15 protein-coding genes are annotated in these 12552 nt (G+C 64.4%); 7 read left to right on the plus strand and 8 right to left on the minus strand.

The genetic code is table 11. The features are described from left to right. Positions 1-45 precede the first annotated feature (45 nt). Both FGK63_RS01355 and FGK63_RS01360 read left to right on the plus strand, forming a co-directional pair. Positions 46-183 (plus strand): entericidin A/B family lipoprotein, encoded by a 138-nt coding sequence (locus FGK63_RS01355; RefSeq protein ID WP_138839803.1) that lies wholly within the window; start codon positions 46-48, stop codon positions 181-183. Positions 184-1026: 843 nt separating this feature from the next. Beyond that, entirely contained in the window at positions 1027-1455 is a 429-nt protein-coding gene (locus FGK63_RS01360; RefSeq protein ID WP_138839804.1) for a type II toxin-antitoxin system Phd/YefM family antitoxin, read from the plus strand. On the opposite strand, the gene FGK63_RS01365 is transcribed toward FGK63_RS01360, so the two are convergent. The 3 genes from FGK63_RS01365 to lepA all read right to left on the minus strand — a co-directional run bounded on the left by FGK63_RS01365 (position 1452) and on the right by lepA (position 4959). Further along, positions 1452-2081: a hypothetical protein gene (locus FGK63_RS01365; protein WP_138839805.1), complete on the minus strand. Its 630-nt coding sequence runs from the start codon at positions 2079-2081 to the stop codon at positions 1452-1454. The two genes, FGK63_RS01360 and FGK63_RS01365, sit on opposite strands and share 4 nt — an antisense overlap. Positions 2082-2463: 382 nt before the next feature. Continuing rightward, the gene (locus FGK63_RS01370; RefSeq protein ID WP_138839806.1) at positions 2464-3060 is read right to left on the minus strand and encodes a hypothetical protein; all 597 of its coding nucleotides are present in this window, start codon (positions 3058-3060) and stop codon (positions 2464-2466) included. Positions 3061-3159: 99 nt separating this feature from the next. After that, positions 3160-4959, minus strand: coding sequence for a translation elongation factor 4 (gene lepA / locus FGK63_RS01375; RefSeq protein WP_138839807.1), 1800 nt, complete (start codon positions 4957-4959; stop codon positions 3160-3162). Positions 4960-5121: 162 nt separating this feature from the next. Here lepA and FGK63_RS01380 point away from each other — a divergent pair, with 162 nt between their 5' ends. The 3 genes from FGK63_RS01380 to FGK63_RS01390 all read left to right on the plus strand — a co-directional run bounded on the left by FGK63_RS01380 (position 5122) and on the right by FGK63_RS01390 (position 7626). After that, complete coding sequence (locus FGK63_RS01380; protein ID WP_138839808.1) at positions 5122-6177, plus strand: Hint domain-containing protein; 1056 nt, start codon at positions 5122-5124, stop codon at positions 6175-6177. Positions 6178-6221: 44 nt separating this feature from the next. Continuing rightward, positions 6222-6539: a hypothetical protein gene (locus FGK63_RS01385; RefSeq protein WP_138839809.1), complete on the plus strand. Its 318-nt coding sequence runs from the start codon at positions 6222-6224 to the stop codon at positions 6537-6539. Between the two features lie 121 nt (positions 6540-6660). Beyond that, a complete protein-coding gene (locus FGK63_RS01390; RefSeq protein ID WP_138839810.1) occupies positions 6661-7626 on the plus strand; it encodes a LysR family transcriptional regulator in 966 nt (321 codons plus the stop codon). 6 nt (positions 7627-7632) lie between these two features. Here FGK63_RS01390 and FGK63_RS01395 read toward each other — a convergent pair whose 3' ends face one another. Then, the gene (locus FGK63_RS01395) at positions 7633-8073 is read right to left on the minus strand and encodes a low molecular weight protein-tyrosine-phosphatase (protein WP_138839811.1); all 441 of its coding nucleotides are present in this window, start codon (positions 8071-8073) and stop codon (positions 7633-7635) included. A gap of 30 nt (positions 8074-8103) precedes the next feature. Here FGK63_RS01395 and FGK63_RS01400 point away from each other — a divergent pair, with 30 nt between their 5' ends. Next, positions 8104-8802: an NAD-dependent deacylase gene (locus tag FGK63_RS01400; RefSeq protein WP_138839812.1), complete on the plus strand. Its 699-nt coding sequence runs from the start codon at positions 8104-8106 to the stop codon at positions 8800-8802. A 41-nt stretch (positions 8803-8843) separates the two neighbouring features. Here the strand turns inward: FGK63_RS01400 and FGK63_RS01405 are convergent, their stop codons facing one another. Beyond that, entirely contained in the window at positions 8844-9323 is a 480-nt protein-coding gene (locus FGK63_RS01405) for a copper chaperone PCu(A)C (RefSeq protein ID WP_138839813.1), read from the minus strand. Between the two features lie 50 nt (positions 9324-9373). Then, a complete protein-coding gene (locus FGK63_RS01410) occupies positions 9374-9724 on the minus strand; it encodes a hypothetical protein (protein ID WP_138839814.1) in 351 nt (116 codons plus the stop codon). Positions 9725-10201: 477 nt separating this feature from the next. On the opposite strand from FGK63_RS01410, the gene FGK63_RS01415 reads away from it, so the two are divergent. After that, positions 10202-10966 carry a methyltransferase domain-containing protein gene (locus FGK63_RS01415; protein ID WP_171052541.1) on the plus strand — a complete coding sequence of 255 codons (765 nt, stop codon included), beginning with the start codon at positions 10202-10204 and terminating at the stop codon, positions 10964-10966. Positions 10967-11035: 69 nt separating this feature from the next. Here FGK63_RS01415 and rpmB read toward each other — a convergent pair whose 3' ends face one another. Further along, complete coding sequence (gene rpmB / locus FGK63_RS01420) at positions 11036-11323, minus strand: 50S ribosomal protein L28 (protein WP_138839816.1); 288 nt, start codon at positions 11321-11323, stop codon at positions 11036-11038. 190 nt (positions 11324-11513) lie between these two features. Next, on the minus strand, positions 11514-12491 hold the full coding sequence (gene meaB, locus FGK63_RS01425) for a methylmalonyl Co-A mutase-associated GTPase MeaB (protein WP_138839817.1): 978 nt from the start codon (positions 12489-12491) through the stop codon (positions 11514-11516). Between the last annotated feature and the right edge of the window lie 61 nt (positions 12492-12552).

Below are 12552 nucleotides of genomic sequence, written 5' to 3' on the forward strand. Positions count from 1 at the left end.
GCAAGGGTGCTAATGGAAGTCAGACGAGCAGAGACGGAGAGCAAGATGATCCGCACGTTCCTGATTGGGCTGACCCTGTTGACGCTGGCCGCCTGCGAGACGGCCAAGGGCGCGGGGCGGGACATCCGGAAGGCCGGCGACGCCATCGAGGACGTGGCCGGCGACATACAGAGAAAGTTCTGAGGCGACGCGCAGGACCCCAAATCTCGCCGTTTGCAGGCGGGCAACCGCAATATATGGTTGATATTGCCGCGCTCCGATAGTATTCACCAAGATACAGGTGCATAGACGCGGTAATGCATCAGCTGACGCTGGGAACGGGGTTCGATTGCCATTGCAACCGAGCCCCGTTTTTCCTTCCGGGTATGTTGTGAGTGGTGGCCTGTATGAAATCCCGGTGCCCAAAAGAAAAAGGCGTCAGGTGCTCAGACGCGGTCTTCGCATGCATCCCAGGGACGCTCCTGACGCCTTGCTGGAACGATCCGCCCGGAGGCTCGGCATCCCAGTTGCTCTGGTCCCGAGGGAACCGTCGCTACCGCGCAGCGCCCTAAAGCGCCTTGCGATCCGCATCGACCTTTCTGTGAAGCCGGGCATTCGCCGCGGGCACGAGGCCCGACCGCGACTGACCGCCCCCCGGTAAGTCATTGCAGTTCAACACAAATCTCGAAGATTTGCCGTCCCTGCCCTGACCCCCTGGTCCTTGCGACCGCTCCGGTTCCGAAGAACCGTTGCAGTAAGGAAACTGTTGCATCGGACCCGCCACGGGACAAGAAAATAGCACTGCAGCATGGAAATTCGACGGGGACAAAGATGTTGATATCCGGCGGGAAAGCGGTGTGGACAAGTCGAGAAACCGCGTCGCGCCGCGCGGTTGAGGGTGGAAAAAACCTGGCGGTTTCCGGGGGCCGGACTCACGGCTTTTTCTGCAGGTGCGAAGGCCGCGGAACGGTGCGGCAGGCCGGTTTTTACCGATTTGTACCAGCTTCGGGACCCTGACCTTCCGAATCGTACAAAGGAGATTCGCCGATGCGCTACACGATTTCGCAGGCCCGCGCGCAGCTGGGGCAGCTGGTGACCCGGGCGCAGGACCCGCGCGAGGTGATCGTGCTGACCCGGAACGGACGGGCGCTGGCGGCGCTGGTCTCGATCGCCGAGGCCGAGCGGATCTGGGACCTGGAATCGGACGAGACCATCGGCTGGAAACATCCGCTCAGCGGCATCCGCGGCTGGTGGTCGAAGGGGCGCAACATTCCGGGGATGGAACCGGGGCCGGACGGCAGATACGTCACCGCGCGCGAGGCGGCCCTGCGGGTTCGCGAGGTGCAGATGACCCGCGCCGAAGAACGGCGCATCCTGGCGCGCCGCGGACTGGAGCCGGTGGAGGGCGGCGAGGTGATGCAGCGCGACGAGATCGCCTGGTGGCGGCGGCTGACGGGCCGGGTGAGCCGGGCCTAGTTGTCCTCGGCCGGCGTCTCTTCGACGTTCACGAACATCACGCGGCCGATCCGGGTGTTGCGCCCGCGGTCGCGGTGCATCAGCAGACCCTCGACGATGTAGAGCCGCTCGACCAGGTAGGCCGCGCGGCCGCCGTTTTCGTCACGCACCTCGATGAAGGGGTTCAGGGTGTTCTCGACCAGCCGGAAATACTCGGGGTCGGCGTGGTCCTGGAAGCTGCGCATGATGTCTAGGACCTCGTCATAGTCCGTTATCCTTTCGTCAACGAAATAGGCGCATGTTGCCTCGTAGCCGGTGCCGACGGCGGCGGCGACAAGGGCCGGGATCCAGACGGAGGGGTTCATCAGGATGGCGGCGGCCGAGCCGAGGGCGCCGCTGGTGCCCGCCACGACGCCGGCAGTGCCCGACGCGCCGGCCAGCGTGTTGCCCAACATGGTCAGGCCATTGGTGGTGTTGACCAGGGTGTAAAAACCCGAGGCCCCCGCCCCGCCAGCGCTGGCAGCGGCCGGCCTGCCCTTGTCGACGCCCAGCAGATGGCTGGGCCGGTAGTCGCAGACCTTGGCCTGCGCCATCGTGGAAAGAAGCGCCGCCGCCGCGGCGCCGAGGATAACCGATCTGAAACTCATTTTGGGACTGCCCGGGTTCGTTGTTTTTGCCGCCGAGATGTGGCGGGGTTGGTGCCTGTTCAAGAAGGGGTAGTCGGGATTTTGCGGGGGATCAAACGGGATTTGGGTGGGGTGAGTGGTTTGGGCGGGTGGTTGCTGGTGGGGGGAAGCGTTCATCCATCGTAGGGCGGGCTTCAGCCCGCCAATCGAGCGTTCCTTTCGGCGTCGGCAAGGGTGGTCAGGGTGGTTGGAGGGCTGAAGCCCGCCCTACGAGGGGGTACATACGCCAGTAGATCCGCAGAACGGAGGGTTGCATGGGGGGGAGGAACACTTTGCCGACCGGTGCAGGCAATTCCGGATGTTGGAATGTCTGCTTCGGCTAGAAGGAGCGGTAAGTTCAGCCTTACAACGGGTCTTCATCCGAAGAGTAAAACAGCCGCACCAATGCGTTTCTGTTTTGAACAGCTTGATCCAAAACGTTGATTTTTATCTTCATCCATTCAATTTTTCGCGCGTAAATCCAAGTAACCGCTTTATTGGCCCGAACCAAATCGTCGACAATTAGCTCCAAGTCTTCCGGCTTTTTTGGATGAAGCAACCTATTCCTAGTTTCGGTGGTATGTAGAACATGCTCCCACCCCTCGCTGTTAAAATCTGCAGCGTAAGTTACGTCAAATATTGAATAGGCACGTGCTATTGCTTTGAATTTAGTCTTGTTGTCGAGCCTCAAATCTCTGAACTCAACCTCTCCGTTCTTTTTTACTCCGAGGGTCTTTCCATTGACCGCCAGAACTCCAAGATCAAAAAAATTCGGCGAAACGTGGAGATCGAACAGACGACTGGCAGCCTCAGCCAATATCGCCTCAATAAAACTTGCCGCTGAAATAATCAGATATCGCTCATCCAAGCCCTGAAATTTAAACGCTTGGTTCGCAGCGGAGGTCAACCGTTCATCGAACGCTTCAAAGTCTTTCAACAAAAGATCTGAAAGTTCACTCATCCATATTCGACGCCAAAACGTCTCCCCACAACCACTCTATTGGGCACGCAGATACCTGCGCCAACCGCATTCGCCCACCGTCACAAAAAATGGACAGCCTCAGCTGTCCATCTTCAACGCCGAAATGAACGCCTCCTGCGGGATGTCGACCTTGCCGAACTGGCGCATCTTCTTCTTGCCGGCCTTCTGCTTGTCCAAGAGTTTCCGCTTGCGCGTGGCATCCCCGCCATAACATTTCGCGGTCACGTCCTTGCGCAGCGCCGAGAGCGTCTCGCGGGCGATGACCTTGCCGCCGATGGCCGCCTGGATCGGGATCTTGAACATGTGGCGGGGGATCAGTTCTTTCAGCTTTTCGCACATGGCGCGGCCGCGGGTTTCGGCGCGGTCGCGGTGGACCATGACCGACAGCGCGTCCACCGGCTCGTCATTGACGAGGATCGACATCTTGACCAGGTAGTCCTGGCGGTAGCCGGTCATCTGGTAGTCGAAGCTGGCGTAACCTTTCGTTACCGATTTCAGCCTATCGTAGAAATCGAACACAACTTCGTTGAGGGGGAGATCGTAGACGACCATCGCGCGCTGGCCGGCATAGGAAAGGTCCAGCTGGATGCCGCGGCGGTCCTGGCAGAGTTTCAGCACGTCGCCCAGGTATTCGTCGGGCACCAGGATGGTGGCCTTGATGCGCGGCTCCTCGAGGTGGTCCACCTTGGAGAGGTCGGGCATGTCGGCGGGGTTGTGCAGCTCGTGCTTGGTGCCGTCCTTCATGTAGACGTGGTAGACCACCGAGGGGGCGGTGGTGATCAGTTCGATATCGTATTCGCGTTCGATCCGGTCGCGGATCACCTCGAGGTGCAGCAGCCCGAGGAAGCCGCAGCGGAAGCCGAAGCCGAGGGCGGCCGAGGTCTCCATCTCGAAGGAGAAGGAGGCGTCGTTCAGCGCCAGCTTGTCGATGGCGTCGCGCAGATCCTCGAATTCGGCGCTGTCCACGGGAAAGAGGCCGCAGAACACCACCGGCTGCGCCGGCTTGAAGCCGGGCAGCGCCTTTTCGGCGCCGTTGCGGTCGTTGGTGATGGTGTCGCCGACGCGGGTGTCGCGGACCTGCTTGATCGAGGCGGTGAGAAAGCCGATCTCGCCGGGGCCGAGGCTGTCCACCATCTGCATTCCGGGGCGGAAGACGCCGACGCGGTCCACATGGTGCAGGGTGCCGTTCGACATGAACTTGACCCGCATCCCCTTTTTCAGCACCCCGTCCATGATGCGGACAAGGACGATGACGCCGAGATAGGCGTCGTACCAGCTGTCCACCAGCATCGCCTTCAGGGGCGCGTCGCGCTCGCCCTTGGGCGCGGGCAGGTGGTGGACGATGGCTTCGAGCGTTTCGTGGATGCCGACACCGGTCTTGGCCGAGACGCGGATGGCGCCCGAGGCGTCGATGCCGATGACGTCCTCGATCTGCTCGGCGACGCGGTCGCAGTCGGATGCCGGCAGGTCGATCTTGTTCAGCACCGGCACGATCTCGTGATCCGCGTCGATGGCCTGGTAGACGTTGGCCAGCGTCTGCGCCTCGACCCCCTGGGTGCTGTCGACGACCAGAAGCGAGCCTTCGACGGCGCGCATCGAGCGGGAGACCTCGTAGGCGAAATCGACGTGGCCGGGGGTGTCGATGAGGTTCAGCACGTATTGCTCGCCATTGTCGGCGGTATAGTCGATGCGGACCGTGTTGGCCTTGATGGTGATGCCGCGCTCGCGCTCGATATCCATGCTGTCGAGCAGCTGTTCCTTCATGTCGCGGTCCTGCACCGTCCCGGTCTCCTGGATGAGCCGGTCGGCAAGGGTGGATTTGCCATGGTCGATATGGGCGACGATGGAGAAATTGCGGATATGAGCGAGGTCTGTCATGGAGTGGGATATGTCCGGAGATTGGGGACTCGTCAAGCGGGGATAAGCGTCGTGCCGCCCGGTGTTTTGGCGGCGCAAGACGCTTCATTTCGCGAATCCGGGGTGCTAGGCTGCTGCCGAGCGGAAAAGCCACGGCAAAAGCCGTGAGAGACGGGGCAGGCTATGGCGAATTACTCGATCTTCATGCTGGGCGAGTCCCAGATCACCGTCTCGGGCGGCCAGCAGCTGGACGGGATCACGCAAGGGGACGGGTCGCACCTGGTCGGCCACACGATCACCCTCAACTCGCGGGCCTGGACCGAGGTGTTCATCAGCGACCAGGGGTCCGACACCGATTTCGAGGACAATGACGGCAATCAGGTCCTGAACGGCGCGCAGACGATCGACGGCACGAATTTCGCCAGCGGCACCCGCGTCGAGGCCGAATTCGGCATCACCCTGACGGACGGAACCAACACCTGGCAGGCGATCGCGTTCAACGTGAACAACTCGTCCCCCAGCTTTGCGACGGTCGAAGGTCTGGCCTTCATCGGCGGCCCCGGCGGGTTTCCCCCGGACGGGGTGCCGCTGACCGTGGTCAGCGCGCAGGAAGGGCCGAGCTTTCCCGCGGCCAATTACGCCACGCCCATCTGCTATTGCGGCGGCACCCGGATCGCCACAGACAGCGGCGACCGGGCGATCGAGGATCTTGGACCGGGGGACCGGGTCTGGACCAGGGATGACGGTTTCCAGACGGTGCTGTGGACGGGTGGGCAGGACACGCTTTGCTTTGGGCGGTTCGCGCCGGTCGAGATCCCGGCCGGGCTGCTGGGCAACGACGCGCCGCTGCGGGTGTCGCAGCAGCACCGGCTGCTGATCGGCAGCGCCGCGTCGGAACTGCTGTTCGGCGCGGCCGAGGTTTTTGTTCCCGCCATCAGCCTTGTCGATGCCGGCCTCGCGCGGGTCGCGCCGGTGAGTTCGACGCGCTACTACCACCTGCTGCTGGAGCGGCACAGCGTGATCCGCGCCAACGGCGCCGCCTCGGAAAGCCTGTTCCTGTCGGAGCGGGTGGGCGAGGACGATCCCGACCGGTTGTTCTTTCCCGAACTCGCGGCAATGCGGGTGGACCGGATGACCCTGGCGCGTCCGGGGCTGACCCGGCGCGAGGCGGTTCTACTTTTGCGGGAAACGTTCCCCGTTGATTCAGAACGCCTTATGCGCCATACTTCGCGCACCTGAGAGGGGCGGAAGATTCCTCCGGGCAGGCAATACGAGGCAAGATCATGAGACAGTTCCTGACCATCGCCCTGTGCGCGTCCACCTTGGCCGTTGCGAATCCGTCCGCCATCCTGGCGTCCACGGGCGACATCAAGCGCGCCTGCATGGCCACTAACCGGCCGGAAGCGACCCGGCAGCGTTGCGGCTGCATTCAGGACGTGGCCAACAACGCCCTGTCGCGCAAGGAGCAGCGCACCATCGCCAAGTGGTTCCGGGATCCGCATCAGGCGCAGACCGTCAAGATGTCGAAAACCGCGCGCGACGACCAGCTTTGGGACCGCTACGAGGCCTTTGGCCAACTCGCGCAGGCCGTCTGCAACTGATCGGCGCGAAATGCGGCGAAATGATCCCGCCCCGCCGGCCGGGGTGGGTTTTCCGCGTGCGCAACGCTTGACCTGACGCCGCCCGGCTTTCAGTAATGGCGAAACGGAAAAGGGCGGCGGCATGGTGATGAAAGGGGTGACCCTGCGCGGGCTGGAAGTGTTCGCGGCGCTCGCGCGGGCGGGGTCGGTGGCGCAGGCCGCCGAGATCACCGGCCTGAGCCAGCCCTCGGTCAGCCAGCAGTTGCGCAATCTTGAGCAGGCGCTTGGCACCGACCTGGTGGATCACGGGCGGCGGCCGATGCGGCTGACGCAGGCCGGACGAAGCTTTCTGGCGCGGACCGAGGCGGTGCTGAGCGAATTGCAACTGGCCCAGAGCGAGCTGATGGTGATGGATCTGGGCCATCTCAGCACCCTGTCGATCGGGATGATCGACGATTTCGACAACGATCTGACGCCGCGGCTGGCGACGCTGCTGGCCGACAGCCTGACCCGGTCGAAATTCAAGCTGATCACCCTGCCGAGCCTGGAGATCTTCGAGGCGCTGAGTTCGCAGCGGCTGCATCTGGCGGTGTCCGCCAATACCGGCGAGGTGCTGCAGGGGGTGATCGAATATCCGCTGGTGCAGGATCCTTTCATCCTGGTGGCGCCCCGCGGAGCCGTGCCCGAAGGCGCGGACATCATGGCCGCGCTGCACGGGCTGCCGTTCCTGCGCTACGCGCGCGAGCAGTTGATCAGCCGGCAGATCGAGGCGCATCTGGCGCGGCAGAAGCTTGAGTTCGAGGAACGGTTCGAGATCGGCTCGCACCTGGCGCTGATGGCGATGGTGGCGCGGCGGCTGGGCTGGGCTCTGACGACGCCGCTGGGCTACATGCGGGCGGTCCGGTTCCATGACGAGATCGACGCCTTTCCGGTGCCCTTCGGGGATTTCGCGCGCACGATTTCCCTGTTCGCCCGGTCCGACTGGTCGGATCAGGTGCCCCGTGACGTGGCCGAGATGATGCGGCGGCTGATGCAGAGCCAGATCATCGACCCGGCGGTCGCGCAACTGCCCTGGCTGGGCGGTCGTCTGAAGGTGATCGCGGGGTAAGCGCGCTCAGCCCAGATGCGCGCCGAGTCCGTCCATCGCCGCCTCGATCAGGTCCAGCGCGCCGTCGAAGTCGCGGGTGTAGTAGGGATCCGGTACATGATCCGCCCCTGACCCGGGCGCGAAATCGGTCAGCAGGCGCACGGGCGTTTCGTTGCCCGGCGGGCGCAGCGCCTCGATATCGGCGAGGTTGCTTGCGTCCATGCCCAGGATCAGGTCGAAACGGGTGAAGTCGGCGGCCACGAACTGCCGGGCGCGCAGGCCGCCGAGGTCGAGGCCGCGGGCGCGGGCGGCCTGCTGCATCGGGCCGTAGGGCGGCTGTCCGACATGCCAGTCCGAAGTTCCGGCGCTGTCGGCGGCAAGATGCGGCAGACGGGCGCGAAAGACGCCTTCGGCGGCGGGCGAGCGGCAGATGTTGCCAAGGCAGACGAAGAGGATACGGTGGGTCATGACAGGGGCGTTCTACCGGCTGGAGGAGAGATGGAAAAGATCGTCATTCTGACCGGGGCCGGAATATCGGCGGAAAGCGGGCTGGGCACCTTCCGCGACGAGGGTGGCCTGTGGTCGCAGCATCGGATCGAGGACGTGGCGACGCCCGAGGGATTTGTGCGCAATCCCGGCCTGGTGCACGGGTTCTACAACGCCAGACGCGCGCAGGCGGCGCGGGCGCGGCCCAATGCGGCGCACAGGGCGCTGGCGCGGCTGCAGCGGGACTGGCCGGGCGAGGTGGTGATCGTCACGCAGAACGTGGACGGGCTGCACGAGGCCGGCGGGGCCGAGGCGGTGATCCACATGCACGGCACGCTGGCCCGGGCCCTGTGCGGCGCCTGCGGCCACCGGTGGGACGCGCCCGAGGAAATGGCGGTCGGAGAGCCCTGCCCCGCCTGCGACCGGCCCGCGGCGCGGCCGGACGTGGTGTGGTTCGGCGAGATGCCCTATCGCATGGACGAGATCTATGACCATCTGGCCGAGGCGTCGGTCTTTGCCGCCATCGGCACCTCGGGCCAGGTCTATCCGGCGGCGGCCTTCGTGCACGAGGCGATCGCGTCGGGGGCGCGGACGGTGGAGCTGAACCTGGAACCGTCGATGTCGGTGTCGAGCTTCGACGAGGCGCGGTTCGGTCCGGCCACCGAGACGGTTCCGGCCTGGGTGACGGAGTTGCTGGGCCGTCAGGGGTGACGACAGGCCGGGCTGCGCCCGGCCTGAAGACGCGCGCAGCCTCAGTTCGAGTGCTTCTTGTGCATCATGCCGTCCTCGTCCCGGCGCTCGAGGTCGACGGGGATTTCGATCTCGATCTCTCCGGCCTTTTCAAAGACCAGCGTGACCGGGATCATCGCGCCCTGTTCGAAGGATTGTTTCAGCCCCATGAACATCACGTGGTCGCCGCCGCGCGCCAGCATGTGGGTTTCACCGGCGGGGATGGCAAAGCCTTCCTCGACGTGCATCATCTTGGCGACGCCGTCGTCGCTGATCTTGTGGGTGTGCAGTTCGACCTTGGCGGCGACGTCGGATCTGGCGTCGATCAGGCGGTCGTCGGCATCGCCCTTGTTCATGATCATCATGAAGGCGGCGCCGGCCTTGGCGTTCATGCCCGATGAACGCGCATAGGCGTCCTCGATCATGATCAAGCCATCGGCCAGGGCGGCGCCGGCCAGGGTCACGGTTGCAACTGCTGCAAGCAGGGCGGATTTGAGCGACATCGTGTCTCTCCTTTGGTTATCTGTCTGACGATGTTGAGGTTTCCTGCGTGTCAGGCAGCAAGGGGAGGCGCGCGTGCGGGCGTGTTCGGGAGCGGCGGCGAGATCAGGCTTTTCGCGACGCGCGACGGCGCGGGCAGGTCGCGATCCGGGGCCGCCGGAACGGGGATATCGGGCAAAAGGACCGCACCCAGGACCGTCAGGGCGTAATCCGGGCAATAATGCGGGGGTTTCGCGGGCCGCCCGCTTTCATCCATGTAGAGGATGACGGGACCGGTGCCGGTGCAGATCTCCATCTGGCCGACAGCGGCATTCAGACCGCGCGACGCGGCAAGGCCCTGGCCCGTCAGGGCCACAAGCGCCGCGAGCGTGAATGCCAGATATGCGCGCAGAACCGTCTTCATCTTGGGAGCTTTGTAAGCCCGGCGGATCGGCGGCTTCAAGCGCAATCGGCGCCTGCGACAGCAAGGTCATCGCGGATAGAGGTCAGCCCCAGATCGGAGGCATCGAGGGACGACGCGGCTTAGCGGCGCGTGTCCGCCCTGGTCACCTTGATGGCATTCGGCCCGGCATGAGTACGGTTCACGTATCTCTGCATCTGGGCGCATTGTCGAATGACGCGCAGGAACGCGAGGAAAACATCAGAGCTGTTATGACGAGGCAGAAAAGGCATTTTGGCAACCCAGGCAAAGGTAACAGACATCTGATGGATACAATGGCCACCGTTTCCTGTCTGTGAACAATGTCACATCCGGCGCTGCCGCGGGAATGGCGTTTTACCGCCGGTGCGTCGCTGCAATCTGTTAGGATCGGGGTCGGAGCAACGTTTCGAGGACAATATGGCAGATCCGTATTCAAACCTGGCCGCCGAGGACAAAGCCATGCAGACGGCCATCGCCGACGCCATGGACGCCCGATGCAAGGAACCCGCGCAGATGGCGATCCGCAAGGAATACCTGAGCGATCTGGATCTGCCCGAGGGCGCGTTCGCGGTTGAGTTCGGATCCGGCACGGGCCATGTGACGCATGACCTGATCACCCTGGCCGGGGCCGACCGGGCGCTTGGGATCGAACCGTCGCCGGTGATGGTCCAGCGGGCTGAAACGCATTTCGCGTCGGAGCCGGGTCTGAGTTTCGAAATCGGCGACGCGAAAAGGACGTCGCTTGAGGACGGGTCGGTCGATCTGGTGTTGATGCACACGCTGTTGTGCCACGTGCCCGGTCCGGAGGATGTCATCGCCGAGGCGCATCGCGTGTTGAAGCCCGGCGGAATTCTGGCGGTCTGCGACGGCGACTACGACACCGCGACGGCTCAGATCGCGGATTTCGATCCGCTGGACCAGGTGGTGCGCTTCATGATCGACCAGAACGTGACCAACCTGTGGGTCATGCGTCGGGTCGCGGGCATGTTGGCGGCGTCCGGCTTCGATCTGGGAAAACGGCGGGCGCACAGCTATGTCGCGGAAGGAGAGGCCACCTATTACCTGACCGTGATCAATCGCGGCGCGGAGCGGATGGCCGAGACGGGCGTGCTGTTTCCGGAAACTGCCGAGGCCCTGAAGGACGAGGCCCGGAGGCGCGTCGAAGAAAGCACGTTCTTTGGTTTCATGTCCTATGTCAGCCAGATCGCCTGCAAGCCGGGCTGAGCGGCTGCAAAACAGAAACCCCGCGCTGAGGCAGCGCGGGGTCTGAATGGCAGGTCCGTAAGTGGCGGATCAGGCCGAGGCTTGCGCCTTGGCGATCTCTTTCTTCACTTTCAGGGCATTCGCGGACAGGTCTTCGTCCTTGGCCTTGGCCAGGAACGCGTCCAGACCGCCGCGGTGGTCGACCGAGCGCAGGGCGGCGGCCGAGATGCGCAGCTTGACGCCGCGGCCCAGGGTTTCCGACTGCAGCGTGACGTCGTTCAGGTTGGGCAGGAAACGACGCTTGGTCTTGTTGTTGGCGTGGCTGACATTGTTGCCAGTCATCGGGCCTTTTCCGGTCAGTTCGCAACGGCGCGACATGGTTTCTTCCTTTGTTTCTGGAGGCCGGGCAAGATGCCAGCGGCCAAATCACAAGGGGCGCAACCCGAAGTCGCGCCCGAAAACTGGTTGGATGCGTGTAGTGGGAATCGCGCGGGGGGTCAAGATGGGTGGCGCGAAATCTTTGCCTTTGCGCCGGCGGGCGTTTCCGGCGACGAAACACGGGCCGCGGTCAGTCAGCCTTGATGGTGGCCAGCATCGCCCGGGCGGCGGCGGCGGGGCTGAGCCTGCCGCCCGAAACCTCGGCGCTGAGCCGGTCCATTTCCGCCTTCGCCTCGGCCGTGTCGAGCCGGGAAAGCAGGGCGTGGCGGACCTCCTGGTCGAACCAGTAGCGGGCCTGCGCCGCCCGGTTGGCGTCCCAGTGGCCGTTTTCCCTGCGCCAGGCAGTGAGCGCCTGCATCTCCTCCCAGGCTTGCGCCAGGCCCTGTTCCTCGACGGCCGAGACCATCAGCGCCTTGGGGAACCCGTCGGGATCCTGCGGGCGCTTGCGCAAAAGGCGCAGCGCGCCGGAATAGTCGGCGCAGGTGCGGGTGGCCGCCGCCTTGAGGTCGCCATCGGCCTTGTTGATCAGGATGATGTCGGCCATCTCCATGATGCCGCGCTTGACGCCCTGCAACTCGTCGCCGCCCGCGGGCGCCAGCAGCAGCAGGAAAAGGTCGGACATTTCAGAGACCACCGTCTCGGACTGGCCGACGCCGACGGTTTCGATGAGCACGACGTCAAAGCCCGCGGCCTCGCACAGCGCCACCGCCTCGCGGGTGCGGCGGGCGACGCCGCCGAGGTGGGTCTGGCTGGGCGACGGGCGGATGAAGGCGTTGCGGTCGCGGGACAGGCGCTCCATCCGGGTCTTGTCGCCGAGGATCGAGCCGCCCGTGCGGGCCGAGCTTGGATCGACCGCCAGAACGGCGACGCGCAGCCCCTGCCCCGTCAGCAACATGCCGAAGCTCTCGATGAAGGTGGACTTGCCGACGCCCGGCGTGCCCGACAAGCCGATGCGCAGGGCCTGACGGCGCTCCGCGGCGACGCGGTCGAGCAGGTCGGCCGCCTGCGCCCGGTGATCGGCGCGGCGGCTTTCGACCAGCGTGATCGCCCGCGCCAGCGCCCGCCGGTCGCCTGCCAGGATCCTGTCGCCGAGCTGATTGATGTCCATGATCCCCCCTCGCGGAAATTTCGCCTAAATGACGCGGGCGGGCCCGGTTTGTCCAGTGCCG

This window comes from Ruegeria sediminis (assembly GCF_005938215.1).
In the GTDB taxonomy this organism is placed as follows: Bacteria; Pseudomonadota; Alphaproteobacteria; order Rhodobacterales; family Rhodobacteraceae; genus Ruegeria; species Ruegeria sediminis.

Excerpts from the sequence above, each read along its gene's own strand:
- meaB (WP_138839817.1), bottom strand. The coding sequence starts at position 12,491 with ATGGACATCAATCAGCTCGGCGACAGGATCCTGGCAGGCGACCGGCGG.
- FGK63_RS01390 (WP_138839810.1), top strand. The coding sequence starts at position 6,661 with ATGGTGATGAAAGGGGTGACCCTGCGCGGGCTGGAAGTGTTCGCGGCG.
- FGK63_RS01380 (WP_138839808.1), top strand. The coding sequence starts at position 5,122 with ATGGCGAATTACTCGATCTTCATGCTGGGCGAGTCCCAGATCACCGTC.
- lepA (WP_138839807.1), bottom strand. The coding sequence starts at position 4,959 with ATGACAGACCTCGCTCATATCCGCAATTTCTCCATCGTCGCCCATATC.
- FGK63_RS01395 (WP_138839811.1), bottom strand. The coding sequence starts at position 8,073 with ATGACCCACCGTATCCTCTTCGTCTGCCTTGGCAACATCTGCCGCTCG.
- FGK63_RS01410 (WP_138839814.1), bottom strand. The coding sequence starts at position 9,724 with ATGAAGACGGTTCTGCGCGCATATCTGGCATTCACGCTCGCGGCGCTT.
- FGK63_RS01400 (WP_138839812.1), top strand. The coding sequence starts at position 8,104 with ATGGAAAAGATCGTCATTCTGACCGGGGCCGGAATATCGGCGGAAAGC.
- FGK63_RS01360 (WP_138839804.1), top strand. The coding sequence starts at position 1,027 with ATGCGCTACACGATTTCGCAGGCCCGCGCGCAGCTGGGGCAGCTGGTG.
- FGK63_RS01385 (WP_138839809.1), top strand. The coding sequence starts at position 6,222 with ATGAGACAGTTCCTGACCATCGCCCTGTGCGCGTCCACCTTGGCCGTT.
- FGK63_RS01370 (WP_138839806.1), bottom strand. The coding sequence starts at position 3,060 with ATGAGTGAACTTTCAGATCTTTTGTTGAAAGACTTTGAAGCGTTCGAT.
- FGK63_RS01405 (WP_138839813.1), bottom strand. The coding sequence starts at position 9,323 with ATGTCGCTCAAATCCGCCCTGCTTGCAGCAGTTGCAACCGTGACCCTG.
- FGK63_RS01355 (WP_138839803.1), top strand. The coding sequence starts at position 46 with ATGATCCGCACGTTCCTGATTGGGCTGACCCTGTTGACGCTGGCCGCC.
- FGK63_RS01415 (WP_171052541.1), top strand. The coding sequence starts at position 10,202 with ATGCAGACGGCCATCGCCGACGCCATGGACGCCCGATGCAAGGAACCC.
- rpmB (WP_138839816.1), bottom strand. The coding sequence starts at position 11,323 with ATGTCGCGCCGTTGCGAACTGACCGGAAAAGGCCCGATGACTGGCAAC.
- FGK63_RS01365 (WP_138839805.1), bottom strand. The coding sequence starts at position 2,081 with ATGAGTTTCAGATCGGTTATCCTCGGCGCCGCGGCGGCGGCGCTTCTT.